At 26.3% G+C, this 18,379-nt stretch carries 18 protein-coding genes; 1 reads left to right on the forward strand and 17 read right to left on the reverse strand.

What is annotated here, in order from left to right; genetic code table 11:
* Positions 1-99: 99 nt before the first annotated feature.
* The 15 genes from BUA70_RS05915 to BUA70_RS05985 all read right to left on the reverse strand — a co-directional run bounded on the left by BUA70_RS05915 (position 100) and on the right by BUA70_RS05985 (position 13,926).
* Positions 100-951 carry a YitT family protein gene (locus BUA70_RS05915; RefSeq protein ID WP_072894742.1) on the reverse strand — a complete coding sequence of 284 codons (852 nt, stop codon included), beginning with the start codon at positions 949-951 and terminating at the stop codon, positions 100-102.
* A gap of 94 nt (positions 952-1,045) precedes the next feature.
* Positions 1,046-1,891, reverse strand: a complete 846-nt coding sequence (locus BUA70_RS05920) for a YitT family protein (RefSeq protein WP_072894745.1) — start codon at positions 1,889-1,891, stop codon at positions 1,046-1,048.
* Positions 1,892-2,231: 340 nt separating this feature from the next.
* Positions 2,232-3,176, reverse strand: a complete 945-nt coding sequence (locus BUA70_RS05925) for a transketolase family protein (RefSeq protein ID WP_072894748.1) — start codon at positions 3,174-3,176, stop codon at positions 2,232-2,234.
* Complete coding sequence (locus BUA70_RS05930) at positions 3,176-4,000, reverse strand: transketolase (protein WP_072894751.1); 825 nt, start codon at positions 3,998-4,000, stop codon at positions 3,176-3,178. The genes BUA70_RS05925 and BUA70_RS05930 overlap by 1 nt, the downstream gene beginning before the upstream one ends.
* Positions 4,001-4,361: 361 nt before the next feature.
* Complete coding sequence (locus tag BUA70_RS05935) at positions 4,362-4,718, reverse strand: type II toxin-antitoxin system PemK/MazF family toxin (RefSeq protein WP_072894753.1); 357 nt, start codon at positions 4,716-4,718, stop codon at positions 4,362-4,364.
* A gap of 9 nt (positions 4,719-4,727) precedes the next feature.
* On the reverse strand, positions 4,728-4,973 hold the full coding sequence (locus tag BUA70_RS05940) for a hypothetical protein (protein WP_072894756.1): 246 nt from the start codon (positions 4,971-4,973) through the stop codon (positions 4,728-4,730).
* A gap of 128 nt (positions 4,974-5,101) precedes the next feature.
* On the reverse strand, positions 5,102-6,256 hold the full coding sequence (gene alr / locus BUA70_RS05945; RefSeq protein WP_072894890.1) for an alanine racemase: 1,155 nt from the start codon (positions 6,254-6,256) through the stop codon (positions 5,102-5,104).
* Between the two features lie 17 nt (positions 6,257-6,273).
* The gene (locus tag BUA70_RS05950) at positions 6,274-6,900 is read right to left on the reverse strand and encodes a germination lipoprotein GerS-related protein (RefSeq protein ID WP_072894770.1); all 627 of its coding nucleotides are present in this window, start codon (positions 6,898-6,900) and stop codon (positions 6,274-6,276) included.
* 65 nt (positions 6,901-6,965) lie between these two features.
* Entirely contained in the window at positions 6,966-8,468 is a 1,503-nt protein-coding gene (locus BUA70_RS05955; RefSeq protein WP_072894774.1) for a bifunctional ADP-dependent NAD(P)H-hydrate dehydratase/NAD(P)H-hydrate epimerase, read from the reverse strand.
* Positions 8,468-8,842: a holo-ACP synthase gene (acpS, locus tag BUA70_RS05960; RefSeq protein WP_072894777.1), complete on the reverse strand. Its 375-nt coding sequence runs from the start codon at positions 8,840-8,842 to the stop codon at positions 8,468-8,470. The genes BUA70_RS05955 and acpS overlap by 1 nt, the downstream gene beginning before the upstream one ends.
* A 194-nt stretch (positions 8,843-9,036) precedes the next feature.
* Positions 9,037-9,357 carry a DUF6514 family protein gene (locus tag BUA70_RS05965; RefSeq protein ID WP_072894790.1) on the reverse strand — a complete coding sequence of 107 codons (321 nt, stop codon included), beginning with the start codon at positions 9,355-9,357 and terminating at the stop codon, positions 9,037-9,039.
* Positions 9,358-9,765: 408 nt separating this feature from the next.
* Positions 9,766-11,004 (reverse strand): hypothetical protein, encoded by a 1,239-nt coding sequence (locus tag BUA70_RS05970; protein WP_072894792.1) that lies wholly within the window; start codon positions 11,002-11,004, stop codon positions 9,766-9,768.
* Positions 11,005-11,007: 3 nt separating this feature from the next.
* Positions 11,008-12,120 carry a DUF58 domain-containing protein gene (locus BUA70_RS05975; RefSeq protein WP_072894795.1) on the reverse strand — a complete coding sequence of 371 codons (1,113 nt, stop codon included), beginning with the start codon at positions 12,118-12,120 and terminating at the stop codon, positions 11,008-11,010.
* A 13-nt stretch (positions 12,121-12,133) separates the two neighbouring features.
* Positions 12,134-13,090, reverse strand: a complete 957-nt coding sequence (locus BUA70_RS05980) for an AAA family ATPase (RefSeq protein WP_072894798.1) — start codon at positions 13,088-13,090, stop codon at positions 12,134-12,136.
* A gap of 368 nt (positions 13,091-13,458) precedes the next feature.
* A complete protein-coding gene (locus BUA70_RS05985; protein WP_072894801.1) occupies positions 13,459-13,926 on the reverse strand; it encodes a COG2426 family protein in 468 nt (155 codons plus the stop codon).
* Positions 13,927-14,203: 277 nt separating this feature from the next.
* Here BUA70_RS05985 and BUA70_RS05990 point away from each other — a divergent pair, with 277 nt between their 5' ends.
* A complete protein-coding gene (locus tag BUA70_RS05990; RefSeq protein ID WP_072894805.1) occupies positions 14,204-16,840 on the forward strand; it encodes an FAD-dependent oxidoreductase in 2,637 nt (878 codons plus the stop codon).
* 79 nt (positions 16,841-16,919) lie between these two features.
* Here the strand turns inward: BUA70_RS05990 and BUA70_RS05995 are convergent, their stop codons facing one another.
* Together BUA70_RS05995 and BUA70_RS06000 are read right to left on the reverse strand one after the other, a co-directional pair.
* The gene (locus tag BUA70_RS05995; protein WP_072894808.1) at positions 16,920-17,285 is read right to left on the reverse strand and encodes a single-stranded DNA-binding protein; all 366 of its coding nucleotides are present in this window, start codon (positions 17,283-17,285) and stop codon (positions 16,920-16,922) included.
* Positions 17,286-17,366: 81 nt separating this feature from the next.
* Positions 17,367-18,362 (reverse strand): LCP family protein, encoded by a 996-nt coding sequence (locus tag BUA70_RS06000; protein WP_072894811.1) that lies wholly within the window; start codon positions 18,360-18,362, stop codon positions 17,367-17,369.
* Positions 18,363-18,379: the final 17 nt, after the last annotated feature.

Below are 18,379 nucleotides of genomic sequence, written 5' to 3' on the forward strand. Positions count from 1 at the left end.
CTAACTTTTTTTAATATATAAAGTATACGTGTACATAAATATTTATTTTCCTATATTTTATATATTATTTTAACTTATGTCTACAATTTGTTACATATTTTAAATATTTATCTTTCCAAATCCCTCTCCTAATACTTCATGTACTTCATTAACAGTTATAAAAGCATTAGGATCATTTTCTTTTATATAATCTCTTAACTTAATAAATTCCGCTCTTTGTAAGACTGTGTATAAAACTACTATTTGTTTTTTGCTATAAACACCTTGCCCATTTAAAAATGTACATCCTCTACTTAAATCATTTATTATGTAGTTACTTATTTTATCATTTTCATTGCTTATTATCATAATTTCTTTACAAGTATTTAAACCTTCTATAAATCTATCTATAGCAAAACCATTTATAATGACGCATAAAAGAGCATAAAATGCTTTATTTATTCCAAAGGTTAATGCACCTAATAAAGTAACTATAAAATCAACAGATAGTAAACACTTGCCTATATCAACATGAAAATACTTATTTAATATCTTAGCTATTATATCAGTTCCACCAGTAGACGCATTTACATTGAAAATTAAAGCCATACCTATAGCAGTTATAATTGTTCCAAATATAGATGCAATAATAAGATCAGTTGTTATAGCTTCTGGTTTTAAAAATCTTTCTATAAACCACATAACACCACTTAATCCAAAAGAAGCATATATAGTTTTAGCTCCAAAGTTCCCTCCAATAAATATAAAGGCTACTATAAATAAAATTAAATTCATTATAAGAACTAACGTACCATTAGTTACTGATGGAATATAGTGATTAATAACTATCGCTAAACCTGTAACACCACCAGCAGCCAAATTATTCGGTGCAAAAAAATATTCTATTGCTATGGCAACTAAAATAATCCCTAAAGTTATAAAAATATAATCCTTAATTACATCTTTCTTCATACACCTTCACCGCCTATATAATATTTTATGCTTTAATTTATATAGTTTAAAACTCTTATATGTTAGCTATATTTTATATTTTGTATTTTCTAGATTAAACTACATCCTTAAAACCTGTTCCTAAAACTTCATGAGCATCATTTACTATTATAAATGCATCCTCATCAATTTCTTTCATAGATTTTCTAAGTCTTACAAGTTGATGTCTATCCATTACACAATAAATTATTTTATTTTCATGTCCTGTATATCCACCTTCTCCTTTTACAATTGTACATCCTCTATTAATTTCACTAGTTATATAGTTTCTTATTTCCTTGGTTCTATTCGTTATAATCATAACTTGCTTTGTGGAAGAAAATCCTTCAATAACCTTATCAATTATAATTCCATTTAATAAAACACATACAACAGCATAAAGTCCACTGCTTATACCAAAGGCTACAGCTATCATCATAACCACTATAATATCAACAGATTGCATACATTTTCCCATATTTATATGAAAAAACTTATTTATTATTTTTGCTATTATATCAGTTCCTCCTGTAGAAGCGTTTTGAGTAAATACCATCCCAAGTCCAGAACCTAATAATAAAGTCCCTATAATAGATGCTAACATTACATCTGATGTTAGTGCATGGATATTCAAATACTTTTCCATAAAAGTCATAGTAAAAGACAGCCCAAAGGCAGCATATAATGTTTTAGCACCAAAACCACTTCCTAAAACAACAAAAGCTATTGCAAATAATACTATATTCATTATTGTCATTAATACTCCCATAGACATACTAGGAAAATAATGACATACAACCATAGCTATTCCTGTAATTCCTCCACCTGTTATATTATTAGGTACATAAAAATACTGTACAGCTATGGCAACTAAAATAAACCCTACTGTTATAATTAAAAACTCTTTTAACTTTTCAATCATTTCTATTCCCCCTTTTTCATATAGTATTTTTACTCCCTAATGAAACGATACCATTATATATATATATATTTCAATATATATATTTTTTTTACTTTAAAAACATTTTTTACCCTTTTATCATGATAAAATATAATTTTAATTAAAAATTTAATTAACTAATTGCTTTTTTGCATTTTTTATATTTTTAGCTTTAAATTTTTATTCTTATAATAATATTATTAATAAATAACCTTAAGTTTAATAGAGTAGATTATATTATATCTTTTACAGTAAAATTTTTCCATAAAAAAATAGAGCTTTTAAAAGCTCTATTTTAAAATCTAATATTATCTTTTATATATTATTTTTTTAAGCCTAAACCCTTTTTAACAGTTTTAACTATATCTTCTGCTGTTAATCCATAAGCCTTTAATAATTGATCTGGCTTTCCACTTTCACCAAATGTATCTTTAACACCAATTCTTAAAACTGGAACTGGACAAGTTTCTGAAACAACTTCACAAACAGCTGATCCTAAACCACCAATTATACTATGCTCTTCTGCAGTTACTATAACTCCAGTTTCTTTAGCTGCATCTTCTATTATTTTACTATCTATTGGTTTTAATGTATGAATATTTATTACATTAACGTTTATTCCTTCTTCAGCTAACATCTTGTGAGCCTCTAAAGCAGCTTCTACCATTAGTCCTGTAGCTATAATAGTTGCATCTTTACCTTCTCTTAACTTAACGCCTTTTCCAATTTCAAATTTATAATCAGCATTATCGTTCATTGTTGTAACTCCTGCTCTACCTAATCTAACGTAGCAAGGTCCAACATATTCTGCAATTGCATTTATAGCAGCTTCTGTTTCTATTGCATCTGATGGATTTATAACTACCATATTTGGTATACTTCTCATTAATGATAAGTCTTCTATAGCTTGGTGTGAAGCTCCATCTTCTCCAACTGTTAATCCCGCATGTGTTGCACAAACTTTAACATTTAGCTTTGGATAACATATTGAGTTTCTGATTTGTTCAAAAGCTCTTCCTGCTGCAAACATTGCAAATGTACTTACAAATGGAATCTTTCCACAAGTTGAAAGACCAGCTGCAACACCCATCATGTTTCCTTCAGCTATTCCCATATTAAAAAATCTATCTGCATGTTCTTTCTTAAAATCTGCTGTTTTAGTTGATTTTGAAAGGTCAGCATCTAATACAACAACTTTATCATTTTTATTTCCTAGTTCTGCTAATGCTTTACCGTATGCTTCTCTAGTAGCTATTTTTTTTGCCATTAGTTTTCCCCTCCAATTTCCTTTATTGCTAATTCACATTGCTCTTTAGTTGGTGCAGTTCCATGCCAACTTGCTAAGTTTTCCATAAATGAAACGCCTTTACCTTTTACAGTTTTAGCAACTATCATTGTTGGTTTACCCTTTGTATTTTTAGCTTCTTCTATTGCTTTAATTATAGCTTCCATATCATGACCATTTATTTCGATAACATGCCATCCGAAAGCTTTAAATTTTTCTCCAACTGGAGCTGGATTCATAACATCTTGAATATTACCATCTATTTGAAGACCATTAAAATCTACAAAAGCTGTTAAATTGTCTAGTTTATAGTGAGCTGCACACATTGATGCTTCCCAAACTTGACCTTCTTCAAGCTCTCCATCTCCTAATATTGAATAAACTCTATATGATTTTTTATCTGTCTTTCCTGCCAAAGCCATACCTACAGCAGCTGATATTCCTTGACCTAAAGAACCTGTTGACATATCAATTCCTGGAACATCATTCATGTTTGGATGTCCTTGAAGCATTGATCCAAATTTTCTTAATGTCATTAATTCATCTGGATTAAAGAATCCTCTTCTTGCTAATGCACTGTATAAAACTGGGGCAGCATGACCCTTTGATAGTACAAATCTATCTCTTTCTGGATCACGTGGATTTTCTGGATTGATATTCATTTCGTGAAAGTATAATACAGTCATAATATCAGCAGCTGATAATGATCCACCTGGATGTCCTGATGCTGATTCTGTAAGCATAGTGACTATATCCTTTCTTAAAGTTTTTGCTATGTTTTGTAATTCTTCAATGTTATAGCTCATAATAAACCTCCTGAAGTTTATATAATAAATGTTATTATGTAAAACATATATTGCGTAATTCTTCAAAGGTATTTTATCATAAAACATAAATTTTTTGTATAGCAAAATTATATTTATGCCTCATTTTTGCTTATATTAAAAATATAATAGTATATACTATTTCATTATATAATATACCCTAATACCTTTGCATTCTTGTAACCATTTACTAGTTTAATAGATTTATTATTTATATTTTTTATATTTTCTATTCTTTTATATGAAAACACTTTCACTTACATACTCTATTTAATCTTTAAATTAATCATAATAATTTTTTTATTTTTTTATAAAAAAAGATGTGTAGAAAAATCTACACATCCTAACAATCTAAATTTAAACTTATTAATAAAGCTCTATTTACTTTTTTCATATCATTATCGGTCATATGTCCTATTTTTTCTTTAAGCCTTCTTTTATCTAAGGTTCTTATTTGTTCTAAAAGAACTACAGAATCTCTATTTAAGCCATATTCTTCTGAGGATATTTCCACATGAGTTGGCAATTTGGCTTTATTTATTTGTGAAGTTATAGCCGCAACTATAACTGTAGGACTATATTTATTACCGATATCATTTTGTATAACTATAACTGGTCTTATGCCACCCTGCTCTGAACCTATTACAGGGCTTAAATCTGCATAAAAAATATCTCCTCTTTTTACATTTTGAACTGTCATTTAAAAATATCACACTCCGAAAAGCCATGCTTCGTATTCATTAAAAGATTGACAATCTGCAGTCATTCCATATTCAGCGCATTCTGTGTTTATGTCAGCCATTTGTTCATATCCATTTTTCATAGCCTCATAAAATTCTTTTTGATTTTCTTCTTTGTTATTATATAATATTAAATCCTCGTCATTAAATTGACTATTTTTTTCTATTAAATTATTATTTTTAAAATAAATTTTTATTTCCTTTGAATACGACATTATTCTCCATTCTCCTTTTCTTTGTAAAAAGAGTTACTATGTATAACTAAATTATATTGCGGAATATGTCAATATGTCAAAGGATTTTTTCATTTATTCAAAATTTAGACAAATAATTTACACATACTTTACATGTAATTCCTTATTTTAACAATTTGTTTATTTTTCATATATACCCTAGGAACTCTTTTTCCTATCATACATATAATTTCATAATTTATTGTACCAATTGATTCTGCTATATCATCTGCATTAAATTTTACACCATTATCTTCACCTATAAGTATTACTTCATCTCCTACAGATACATTTTCTATATCTGTTATATCTATCATACATTGGTCCATACAAATTCTTCCAACTATCGGCGCTAATTTCCCATTTATTATTACTTTAGCTTTTTCAAAAAGAAATCTAGTATAACCATCTGCATATCCTATAGGTAAAGTTGCTATAACTCTTTCACCATCTGTTTTATATTTGCGTCCATAACTTATGTACATATCTTTTGGTACTTTTTTTACATGAACAACTGTTGTTTTTAGTGTTAGGGCAGGAATAAGATTAATGTTTTTATTCACTTCATCTGAAGGATAATAACCATATAAAATTATTCCAGGTCTTACTGCGTCTAAATGCATATTTTGTAAATCTAAAACAGCGGCACTATTTGAAGCGTGTAGTATTCCCACTTCAATTTTTTCTTTCTGTAATTTTTGGTAAAAGTTTAAAAACTTATCAAATTGATCTTTAGTATAAGATTTATCTTCTTCATCTGCTGATGAGAAATGAGTAAACAATCCAACGATTTTAATGTTAGGCAACTTACTAATTTCTTTCACTTTTTTTATACTTTCATTATCAGGCAAAAAACCTATTCTACCCATTCCAGTATCTAAAGCTATATGAATCTTTGCTATTTTATTTTCTTTTAATGCTATTTTAGAAAGTCCCCTTGCATAATCTAAATCATAGACTGTTTGCTCTATATTATTTTCTATTATATCTTTAGCAAAAGTAAGTGGTGTAAATCCTAATACCATTATTGGAGCTTGTATTCCTGAATGTCTAAGTTCTAAAGCTTCAGTTATAACTGCCACCGCTAATTTTGTAGCACCATTTTCAAGTAAAACAGGTGCTACATCAACAGCTCCATGACCATAAGCATCCGCTTTAACTACAGCTATTATTTCATTACTTTTTACTACCTTTTTAATTTCTTTCATATTATTTTCAATAGCATCTAAATCTATTTCAGCCCAAACTGGTCTAATATGCTTCATATTTTCACCTCTAAATATCATTGCTGTGTATCTTTAGCTATATCAAATAGCTCTTCATCTATATTGTGTTCTTTTTTAAAATTACTATATAAAATTTTTGCTCTTTCATTCCCCCTTTTATCATATATTATTCCTTCTAAAGGAACTCCATTTTTTGTATCTATAAATAAAACTTCTTTAGTAAGATTTTCATTATCTAATAATGTGTTAAATTCTACTACTAAATACTTATTGTCGCTGTTTTCCTTATAATAATATCTAAATTCTTCATCGTTAACAAAAAGCTTACTTATCTCTGGTATAAATGCTAATTTATAAAGTTGATCAAAATCTTTTTCCATATTGTATGTTCTTCCTGTTGTAATTTCTTTTACATAAATTTTATCTTCTTTATAAACCTGACTTCTGTCTTGTCCAAAATCTACTTTTAAACCTTTATCTTCATCATACCATTGGGAAGTTTTTACTGTAATCTCACCTCTAGCGTTTTTTATAATATATGTTACATCTGTAGTATACGCTTCTATTTCCTTAAAATCACTAAGTATATCTTCTGGATTTGACTTATTACATTTTTGAAAAATAGCAGCACTTCCAACTACAATAATAATAACAAATAATATTAAAGATAATATTTTCTTCAACTTAGTGAATCCTCCAATTTAATAATATTCTCATTAATATTATTATAAAAACACTAATTTTATTCTTAATTTAATTGAATTTGTTTTATTATATTAGGTAAAGCTTCTATTATATCTGTTGCACTTACTGAAAATCTTTCTTTAGACAATACTTCTCCTGCATAGCCATGTACAAAAGCTGCTATACTAGTTGCTTTCAATAAATCACATTTTTGAGCAATGAAAGATGCTATTATTCCTGTTAAGCAATCCCCCATACCTCCTGATGCCATTGAACTATTTCCTGTAGGATTTATATAGGTACTTTCACCATCTGTAATTACAGTATTATAACCTTTAAGAAGTACAATTATCTTGAATTTTTTGGCAATTTCACTTGCAACAGATAATCTATTATTTCTTATATATTCTATAGTTCTTCCTGAAAGTTTACTCATCTCACCTAAATGAGGAGTTATTATTATTGGATACTTTCTATTCTGTATCAAATTTTCATTATCTTTTAATACATTTATTCCATCTGCATCTATTATCACAGGAACTTTACTATTATCTAAAACAAGCTTTAAACAATTAAGTGTAGTTTTATTATTTCCCATGCCTGGGCCTATTACTATTACATCACTTTTTTCTACTAATTTTAAGAGTTCTTCTTTATTTTCATAAGATGATGTCATAGCTTCTTCTAATTTACCACATAAAATATTTTTTATAGACTCTTTAGTACTTAAAGTAACAAGACCAGCCCCACTTTTAACTGCTGCTTCCGTTGATATATATGCTGCTCCAGTATATCCTTCATTACCTGCTATTATTAATACTTTACCATAATCGCCTTTATAGCCATAAGTATCTCTTAGCGGGATTAATTTTTTAACATTTTTCGCTTCTGTTATATTTATTTTTTCATTATATCTATCTACTATTTCCTTAGGAATGCCTATGTTTTCTACTATTATTTTTCCAGTGTATTTTAATGTTTCATAAGCTAAAAATCCCTTTTTGTATATTTGAAAAGTTATAGTTTTATTAGCTTTTATAGCATTACCCATAACTTTTCCATTGTTACCTTCCATCCCTGAAGGTATATCAACTGATAATATATAATTACTATTTTCATTTATAACCGTTATCATATCTATGTAAAATGAATCTAAATCTCTATTAAGACCTGTTCCAAATAGGGAGTCTATTGTTATATCACTACGAATTAAGCAATCCCTAAGAGCCTGAAAATCTTCTAAATTATTTAGCTGATTTATTCTTACTCCTAACTTTTTTAAAATATCATAGTTTAATTTACAATCCTTAGATAGATTTTTTCCTCTTTGGCTTAAAAATACATCTACATTTTTACCTTCAATTTTTAAGTTTCTTGCAATAGCTAACCCATCTCCACCATTATTTCCATTTCCACATATAACCACAAAATTTTTATTGTTTTTTAAATCAATATTATCTATAACTTTGTGTGCTGCGTTTTCCATTAAAACAATACTTGGAATTCCTATTGATTCTATAGCTACTTTTTCCATTTTTCTCATAACATCTATAGTTCCTACTTTCATTATCTCCCCTCCAATACTACATAGGCAATAGCGTCTTTTTTATTATGAGATATACTTACATGTATATTTTTTACTTCTAGGCTTTTGGCAATCTCTAGTGCATTATTATAAAGATTCACCACAGGTTTTCCTAAATCATTTCTTAATACCTCTATATCCTTTAAAGAAAAGCCTCTTATACCTGTCCCTAAAGCTTTACTTACAGCTTCTTTAACTGCAAAATTTCCTGCTATAGTCTCTGATCTCATAGATTTTTTTAAAAAAAGTTTCTTTTCTTCTTCAGTAAATACCTTCTGCAAAAAACCTTTAGTATTTTCTATAGCATTTTCTATTCTATTAATTTCTATTATATCTGAGCCTATTCCTAATATCATATATACATTTAACTCCTATAATATTAAATCTATTTTAATTATATCAAAGGTTTTACTTATATATATATGTACTTTTTGTAAATAGTATCAACTATAAATTTTCTATTCACTAATAACTTTTAATTATTATACTAAAAAGCTTTTATATGTGCAGAAAGTAGTAAAACTACTTTCTGCACATATAAAAATATCTATCAAGACATACAGAAAACTTTATCAAAATCATTTACACATTTATCTACATCTTCTCCGATAATATCAATTAAATGAATTGGAGAAACTTCATATCTATATAATTTTTCTAGCAATACTCTTACCTTATCTTCATTTGGTGAGATAATATTTACTGAATTTTTTTCAACGTTTATAGCAATATCATTTATGTAATCCGCTCTTTCTACCTCTATACCATATACTTCTTGTCCACCTTTTGAAGTTTTAATAAGATTATAAGAATAACTTAACTCTTTTCCTTCAATATTTATTTTTTTTCTTAAACTATTTACAATTATCACTTATTTTCCTCCTAGAAACTCTCATTAATTTAAAAATTGTTCCACATAATCGTTGATATTATACTAACATGTTAGATATATTTTTTATGTCAAACTATGCATATCAAATTAAATTTTTATCCATAAAATATAGACAAAAATCTTGCTGTATTTGGTATAAATTCTATAAAATTTCGAGGGAATTGGTAGTAAATGTATATAGTTTATTTATCACTGTCGAATTTATTTATTTTGTGAACATAAGTTTTTAAATATTTTAACATAATAGTATTTTTCTAAATATTTACAAGACATATTTTTCTCTATATTTTTTAAAAATTAAGCTTGAATTTTAATCCTTACAAATTCATTATTTTATAAAATTTTATAAAAATAATGGTAGGGATATATATCCTTACCATTATTTGTTTATAAATTCTTTTTTATATCATCTTTTACAATATTATAATTTTTTATAAAGATTTTTAAGTCTTCTTTTTCTAACTCTTTTTTAGAAAATTTAACTTCATTATATTTTTCTATTATATATAAAAACTCCTCACTTCTATCTATCTTAGTTAACATAACTTTATATATTTGAGTAGCTGTCATAGATTGATTAAAAATTTTTTTATTTAAAATTAATTTTTCTAATTTAGAAAACATCATTAATATTTTCTCTTTATCTGTTTTTTTATTATTTTTTAATAATATACTCCTTAATGATCTTTTACTTTTACTTTTGTTTATAATCCTTTCTCTTATTATTTCCTCTCCATTTTCAAATTTTATATTTTTATCTCTATATAATTTAAATACGAGTTTTATTATTGCTATAACTATTAATAATATAAAAATAACAAATAGAATATTAACTGCTATATTTATCCAATAATTTTCTTCTCCAATATATTGCATTTTATTATAATTATTATTTACATCATTCTCAACTTTAACTATAATCTCACCTTTATTTTTTATAATATTAGGCATCTTATTATATATAAATTTAAAAACCTCTGAAATAATAAAGATAAATAAATCTAATACCTTATACATCTGCTTATATAAATAATTAAAAAAAATACTTAGTTTTTCAATAACCCATTGAGATGTCATAATAAAAAGAAAAATAGTTATTAAAATTGTATTACGATTGGTATTTTTCTTATCTAATTTAAATTGATATGTTCTAGATGTTCTTAAAAGAACTATAGATAGTATAAACTCTAAAACATATAATTTTTCTATTAATAATTTATTATCATAATTCACCAAAAAAATAACAGGAATAGCTATAACTAAAATTATTAATATAATATTTAAATTACTTAAATATTTTTCCCTACTTACAGCATGTTCTCTGTCTTTTAACATAATATTAGTTAATATAATACTGTATATAGAATAGATTACTTTGTCATTAAATCCATATACGATTACATTTAAAATAAAAAAAGTTATAAAATTTATAAGATAGATTAATTTTTGTGATATATTTTTATTATCTAAATAACAAAAAACTATTACGTTAAATAACATTATTAAATATAAGTAATATGATACTTGAAGTCCTTGTAGTCTTCCTATAGAAAATAAAGTTAAAATAAATATAAGTGTTGATACTATCACCCCATAGATTAATCTAATAGAACTATACCCTCCCATAAACTACACCTCCCATTTAAGATGTATCTTCTCTATACCTTGCAAAGTTAGTTCACCATTTTGAGATAGATCTATGAGCTTTATAACTATTCCTTTTTTATTTAAATTAATCATAGTTGAAGCTGTTACACTATCTATATATGAGGTAACAAAAATATATACTGTTTCTCTACTCATAGTTTTCTTCATTTTATTTATATACCTATCTATAGTTACGTTAGGATTGTTAGCTATTCTACCACAAAACTCTAAAATAAAATTTAAGTTAGTGGTTAATTGACATTCAGATTTTACTGAATTGTAATAACTAATAATATCACTATTTGTCCACACACCAACAGGAATACCCTCTTTTACAAGCATCTCACTTATACTTGCAACAAATTCTATTTCTTTATCTATATTTTCTTTTTTATTTCCTATCAAATAATCCTTTTGAGTTTGTGTATTTATTATAAAAACTACACTTTTGTTTGATGTAAAATCATAGTTTTTAACCATTAATTTATTCATTCTAAGACTAGAGTTCCAATGAATATCTTTTAATCTATCATTTAAATTATATTCTCTGATTCCCTTAATATATAATTGATCTTCAAAAATCCATCTCTTTATTAAATTTTCTCCCATCAAGCTATTACTAGCCATATTAAATTTTTTTATTGAATTTAATTTTGGGTAAACCACTATTTCTAAAAAATTTTCTTTTTCCTTTTGTTGTGTGGTTAATCCAAATATGTCCCCAAATGATATATTTATATTTTGAATATAATAAACACCTCTATAATCACAACTAATTTTATACTTTCTTTTTATCCTCTCTTTTCCAAGTATATTTAAATATGAAGAATAATAGTTAAACTCACCTCTTTTTATTGTATCTATATCATCTACTTTATATATACCTTTAGGCATTTGTTCTTCTATTAAAAGAAATGGTATTGGTATTATTTTATTATTTTCTAAAGTCATTGTTATTTCAATATTTTCTCCAGGAAATATTTTATTTTTATTAACAACTCTTTTAATAATCAAAGAATTAAAAGCTTTTTCTGAATACTTTTCTCCTATAATTAAGCATAAAACCAAAGATACTATAACTACAATAAAAGTCATATCTTCACCTCATTTAATGAATTTCTTCTAGAGGAGTTTTTATTGAATTTAATATACCTTCTATAGCTCTTTCCTGAGAAGATTTGGTTCCATCACTAAAAACAGATTTTAATAATATTCTATGAGATAAAATATCCTTAGCTATTTCTTTTACATCTTCTGGTATAGTATAATCTCTTCCTCTTATGGCAGCTAATGCTTGAGCTCCTTTCATTAAACTTAAAGTAGCTCTTGGTGATGCCCCTAAGGAAATCTCATCACTTTTTCTTGTTTCTCTAACTATATCTAATATATATGATTTAATATGTTCACTTACATAAACTTTAGAATAATTAGCCTGTACAAATTTTATTTCATCTTTATTTATAACTGGTTCTAATTTTTCTAAAGGATCAGCATCAATAAATCTATTTAATATCTCCTTTTCTTCTGAATACTCTGGGTATCCTAAAGAAATTCTCATAAAAAATCTATCTAATTGGGCCTCTGGTAAGGGAAATGTACCGAATTGTTCTACTGGATTCTCTGTTGCTATAACAAAAAAAGGTGTGTCTAATTTAATTGTTTTTCCTTCTATTGTGACTTGTCTTTCTTCCATACATTCTAATAGTGCAGATTGAGTTCTTGGCGTTGCTCTATTTATTTCATCAGCTAATAATATATTGCTCATTATAGGTCCTTTTTTTAGCTTAAAATCTTCAAGCTTTTGATTATAAAAATATAATCCTGTTAAATCTGATGGAAGTAAATCTGGAGTAAACTGAACTCTTTTAAAATTGCAACTTAAAGTTTTTGATAAAGCCTTAGCTAATTTTGTTTTACCAAGCCCTGGATAATCATCTAATAATATATGTCCAGAGCAAATAAAAGAAACTATTATCTTCTCTATCTTATCTTCTTTCCCCACTATTACTTTAGCTATATTTTCCTTAATTTTATTATTAAAATTAAAAAATTGATTTATATCCATAAAATAATAGATAAGGTTTACAGCCTTATCATAACCCCCCTTTTTATTATTTTAAAAGTAATATATTTATACCAAAATTATACTATATAAAAATGTATTTATAAAACAATTTATGGGAATTTAAAAGAAAGTCAGCTAGCTGACTTTCTTTTAAATTCCCATAATACCATAATTGAAAATTCCGCTTTTTCTTTTTTGTATACGTTCTCATAACCCTATGTTTAAATTATAACACATTTGTTATAAACTTCAATACTTTTTAAAATATTTGAACTAAGTGGACTACTTTAACTTTCTTAATAATAATGAGGCTTTTTAACTAATGAAAAAGCCTCATTATTATGATTTAAATTAAATTTCAACTAATTTTAAAATACAAACTTAGCTTGGAATAATCCCGGAACTATCATGCAAATTATAGTAATAAAAATAGCAGATATTAAAGCTCCAATAGCTGCACATAAAAATGATTTTTTAAAATCTAATCCTAAAAACGCTGCTACAGCACATCCTGTCCAGACTCCTGTTGTAGGAAGCGGTATTGCTATAAATGTTATTAATCCTATCTCTTTATATTTCTCCAGATTACCCTTATTTTTACTTATCTTACCATCTATTAAATTTACTACTTTATCAAATCTTTCATACTTTTTTAAAAAGTTATAGATTTTATCAAACAATAACAGTATAAATGGCGCAGGAATTAAACTACCTAAATAACTAACTACGAATATTAAAAAAGGATTATATTGATATAAAAATCCTAAGGGAATAGCCCCTCTTTGTTCTACAACAGGTACTGCAGATAATAAAAAAACTGCTAGTAATTTATTCATCTTAAACTCTCCTTAATCTTCTTTATCACCAATCGTACATAACTTAAATTATATTTTAACAACTTCAAAAATTCAATAAAATTTACTTAATTTTTACATAAACTGAATGTTAATGAATTTTTATACTTTAGCTATATTTACAAAGATTTATTTTTATGTATAATTATATATAACGAATAATTATTATTGTTTAATATTTTTTAAATAATATTTGAATTATATTTTAACAAATAGTTACGTATAAGTTTGTTAAACTTTTATTTATGGAGGGATTGCTATGAAATCTTTAGCTATAAAAAACGATATTTATTGGGTTGGAGCCCTTGATCCTAATTTAAGAACTTTTGATATAATAATGCATACACCTTTTGGAACTACCTATAACTCATATGTAGTTAAAGGCAGTGAAAAAACTTGCCTTTTTGAAACTGTTAAAGCAGAATTTTTTGATCAATATATAGAAAGATTAGAAAGTTTATCTATTGATATTCATAATATAGATTATATAGTAGTAGATCATACAGAACCTGATCATGCTGGTTCTGTTGCTAAAATCTTAGAATTATCACCTAATGCTAGTGTTATCGGTTCTGCTACAGCTATTAAATTTTTAAATGCAATTGTAAATAAAGATTTCAAATCAATTATAGTAAATGACGGTGATGAAATCTCTTTAGGTAACAAAACTTTAAAATTTATATCTGCACCTTTCCTACATTGGCCAGATTCAATGTATACTTATATTCCTGAAGATAAATTATTATTTACTTGTGACTCCTTTGGAAGTCATTACTGCTTTGAAGATGTTTTTAATGATAAAATTCAAAATGAAGATGAATATCTTTCATCACTAAGATATTATTTTGATTGTATAATAGGACCATTTAAGCCTTATGTTTTAAAAGCCATTGATAAAATAGAAGGCTTAAATATAGATGTTATTTGTCCTGGTCATGGTCCTATATTAAGAGAAAATCCTTGGAAAATAGTTAATTTATATAGGACTTGGTCTACACCTGTAAAAAGCGATAAATTAATCGTTACTATTCCTTATGTTTCTGCTTATGGTTATACAGAGCAGTTAGCAAAATCTATTTCTGAGGGCATTAAATCTGCTGGTAATATAGAAGTTAGATTATTTAATGTTACTCATAGTAATATTGAAGATATTTTAACTTCAATAAATGAATCAAAAGGCTTATTATTTGGTTCACCAACAATTTTAGGAGATTTATTAGAACCAATAAGAGATTTATTAGCAAAACTTAATCCTGTAATACATGGTGGAAAGCTAGCTGGTGGTTTTGGATCTTATGGTTGGAGTGGAGAAGCTGTTCCTAGAATTGAATCTAGATTAAAAGAATTAAAAATGGAAGTTTTTTCACCTGGATTAAAAGTTAACTTTAAACCATCAGAAAGTGATTTAGAAAAAGCTCATCAATTTGGATTTAATTTTGCAGAAATCCTTTTAGGCAATAAACCATTATCTTCTTTCAAAAATATAAATAATGTTTATAGGAATGAAAAATCAAATACTAATAATAACAAAAAAGAACTTAAACTTTGGAAATGCCTAGTTTGTGGAGAAATATTTGAAGGTTATGAACCACCAGAAATCTGTCCTGTTTGCGGTGCTGATAAAGATCAATTTGTAGAAGTAAAGAAAGAGGTAATTTCATTTTCCAAAGACACTAGCGAAAACTTTGTAATTATAGGTAATGGTGCTGCTGGATTTTATGCTGCTAAAGCAATCAGAGAAAGAAATAAATCATGCTGCATAATATTAATTTCTAAAGAAAAAATATCCTCATATTATAGACCTCAACTTTCTGATTTACTAAGTGAACCTATAAATGAAGATGATTTTTATATAGAATCAAAAAAATGGTATAAAGAAAATAATATAAATGAATTATTAGGTGTAGAAGTAACTTCTATTGATGAAAAATCTAACTTAATAACTTTAAGCAATGGAGAAAAAATCAATTATAATAAACTTATATTAGCTAATGGAAGCTATAACTTTATTCCACCTACAAAAACATCAAAAGGAGAAGAAATTAATTCCCTTAATTATGATAAAGTTAAAGGAGTTCATACTATTAAATACTTAACTGATGTAGAAAGCATAAAAAAAGATATAGATTCTTCCAATAATGCAGTAATAATAGGTGGTGGACTTTTAGGATTAGAAGCTGCTAATGAAATAGAAAAATCAATTAATAACGTTACGGTAGTAGAATTTTCTAGTAGATTATTACCTCGTCAACTAGATTTAGAAGGTTCTAAGCTTTTTGAATCTATTGCTGCAAATTCAAAGGTATCATTAATGCTTGGTGAATTATGTGATGAAATTATAGTAGATGAAAATAATAAAGTTATATCTATAAAATTAAAGAGTGGTAAAACTCTTCCTTGTGATTTATTAATATTTTCTGTAGGTATAAGATCTAATTTAGATTTAGCAAAATCTATAAACTTAAATTCTAATAGAGGTATTATTGTAAATAATAAGATGGAAACAAGCTTAAGTAATATATATGCTTGTGGTGATGTTTCAGAGTTAAACGGAATAGTATACGGTAATTGGCCTGCTGCAATAGAAATGGGAAAAGTAGCTGGTGCTAATGCTGCTGGAGATAATTTAGAATTTAAGGGATTTGTATCATCTGTAACCTTTAACGGATTAGATTGTGAGATTTTCTCCGCTGGAACAGTTAATTTTGATGATGAAACATTAGAACAACTTTCATTTAAAGATATATTAAATAATAAATACTCTAAGTTATTCTTTAAAGATAGTAACTTAATAGGTGGAATTCTAATAAATAATTCTTCTACAGCAGGTAAGATTATAACTGGAATTGCTGAAGGTTACTCTAAATCTGATTGTATAAATGAAAAACTTATATAATCTAATATAAATCTATAATTCTTCATAAATTAAAGGCTTAGTATAAAAACTAAGCCTTTAATTATTTATATTCAATATATTAAACTATACTTTCTGAATTATTAGGGTCTTTTAAGTAATCAACCCTTCTATTATTTACAAATCTAAAATCTTCTGCTACAACTTGAGATAAATATCTTTTATTTCCTAATTGATCTTCATAGCTTCCAGTTCTAAGTCTTCCACTAAGACTTATAAGACTACCTTTTTTAAGATACTTACAAGCTACTTCTGCCTTTCTTCCCCATATAGTTACAGGAATAAGATCTGATTGCCTTTCCCCTGCAGCAGTTTTAAATCCTCTTTCTACAGCAATTATAAACTTTGTAAAAGATTTTTCTGTTCCTTCAACTATCTTTAGTTCAGGGTCCTTAATAAGTTTTCCTAATAATATAATTTTATTCATATTTCAACCTCCTGAAAATTCTCATTGTAAAGTCTATCCTCTTTCAAAATAAATATTCACAGATTGAAATATTTTTATAATTTATTGAGCATAAATAAATTGATGTAGTTTCTTTACATTTTCAGGCTCATTCCATTTCATATAATAAATATTATTTATCATAGTATCTTCTCTTAATCCATCATATGGACATCTACTTTGTTCTATGCCATTTTTAGTATATCCAGCAAAAGCAACCGCTAATTTTAATACTTCAAAGGTATTTAAACTTGTTGTTGCATATGGAGCTAATTGATTAACTATATTGGGGTAATCTGTTATAGGTGATTTTATCAACTTATCAAATATTTTTGTTAATATATTTCTTTGTCTTTCTGTTCTTTGATAATCATTATTTCCTACATAACGTATTCTACAATAAGCAGTAGCTTGTTCACCATTTAGAACCTGAGGCCCTGATTTAGAAATAGGTGTATATTGCATCTTTGTTATATCTGATATATTTTTTGCATAACTATTTACATACTTAACCTCTTCCGGCTTTACATCTACTTCAATTCCACCAACATAATCTATTATATGAGCTAATCCATTAAAATCTACTTTTATATAATCTGTTATATCCAGCTTAAACTTTTCATTTACAGTCTTAACAGATAACTGCTCTCCACCATAATGATAGGCATAATTTAATTTTGTTATTTTTCCTTTTCCAAAATCAACATAAGTGTCTCTCATAAGTGATGTAAGTTTTATTTTTTTTGTAGTTTCATCTATACTTAAAACCATAATAGAGTCTGATGCCTTTTCTTGTTCATCTACTCCTAAAAGTAAAATATTCTTTACCTTATGGGCTTTTTGATTACTGTCTAAATCTATTTTACTTACATCTGTTACAGATAAATTTCCTTCATCTAATCCCACATTCTTTACCTTTTTTATATAATAATATCCTAATCCCATAATTAAAATTGCTATAATTAAAATAATTGGAATTATAATCATCATAAATTTTTTAAGTTTACTGCTTTTCCTTTTCTTTTTTCTTCTTTTAGCCCTGTCTACCCTATAGCCCATAATTATCCTCCTTTAGA

The sequence above is a fragment of the Clostridium fallax genome (genome assembly GCF_900129365.1).
Lineage (GTDB): Bacteria > Bacillota > Clostridia > Clostridiales > Clostridiaceae > Clostridium_AH > Clostridium_AH fallax.

Excerpts from the sequence above, each read along its gene's own strand:
- BUA70_RS05925 (WP_072894748.1), bottom strand. The coding sequence starts at position 3,176 with ATGGCAAAAAAAATAGCTACTAGAGAAGCATACGGTAAAGCATTAGCA.
- acpS (WP_072894777.1), bottom strand. The coding sequence starts at position 8,842 with ATGATATTAGGAATAGGCTCAGATATAATAGAAATTAATAGAATAGAA.
- BUA70_RS05980 (WP_072894798.1), bottom strand. The coding sequence starts at position 13,090 with ATGGATATAAATCAATTTTTTAATTTTAATAATAAAATTAAGGAAAAT.
- BUA70_RS05955 (WP_072894774.1), bottom strand. The coding sequence starts at position 8,468 with ATGAAAGTAGGAACTATAGATGTTATGAGAAAAATGGAAAAAGTAGCT.
- BUA70_RS05975 (WP_072894795.1), bottom strand. The coding sequence starts at position 12,120 with ATGACTTTTATTGTAGTTATAGTATCTTTGGTTTTATGCTTAATTATA.
- BUA70_RS05915 (WP_072894742.1), bottom strand. The coding sequence starts at position 951 with ATGAAGAAAGATGTAATTAAGGATTATATTTTTATAACTTTAGGGATT.
- BUA70_RS05940 (WP_072894756.1), bottom strand. The coding sequence starts at position 4,973 with ATGTCGTATTCAAAGGAAATAAAAATTTATTTTAAAAATAATAATTTA.
- BUA70_RS05995 (WP_072894808.1), bottom strand. The coding sequence starts at position 17,285 with ATGAATAAAATTATATTATTAGGAAAACTTATTAAGGACCCTGAACTA.
- BUA70_RS05920 (WP_072894745.1), bottom strand. The coding sequence starts at position 1,891 with ATGATTGAAAAGTTAAAAGAGTTTTTAATTATAACAGTAGGGTTTATT.
- BUA70_RS05970 (WP_072894792.1), bottom strand. The coding sequence starts at position 11,004 with ATGGGAGGGTATAGTTCTATTAGATTAATCTATGGGGTGATAGTATCA.
- BUA70_RS05935 (WP_072894753.1), bottom strand. The coding sequence starts at position 4,718 with ATGACAGTTCAAAATGTAAAAAGAGGAGATATTTTTTATGCAGATTTA.
- BUA70_RS06000 (WP_072894811.1), bottom strand. The coding sequence starts at position 18,362 with ATGGGCTATAGGGTAGACAGGGCTAAAAGAAGAAAAAAGAAAAGGAAA.
- BUA70_RS05930 (WP_072894751.1), bottom strand. The coding sequence starts at position 4,000 with ATGAGCTATAACATTGAAGAATTACAAAACATAGCAAAAACTTTAAGA.
- alr (WP_072894890.1), bottom strand. The coding sequence starts at position 6,256 with ATGAAGCATATTAGACCAGTTTGGGCTGAAATAGATTTAGATGCTATT.
- BUA70_RS05990 (WP_072894805.1), top strand. The coding sequence starts at position 14,204 with ATGAAATCTTTAGCTATAAAAAACGATATTTATTGGGTTGGAGCCCTT.
- BUA70_RS05985 (WP_072894801.1), bottom strand. The coding sequence starts at position 13,926 with ATGAATAAATTACTAGCAGTTTTTTTATTATCTGCAGTACCTGTTGTA.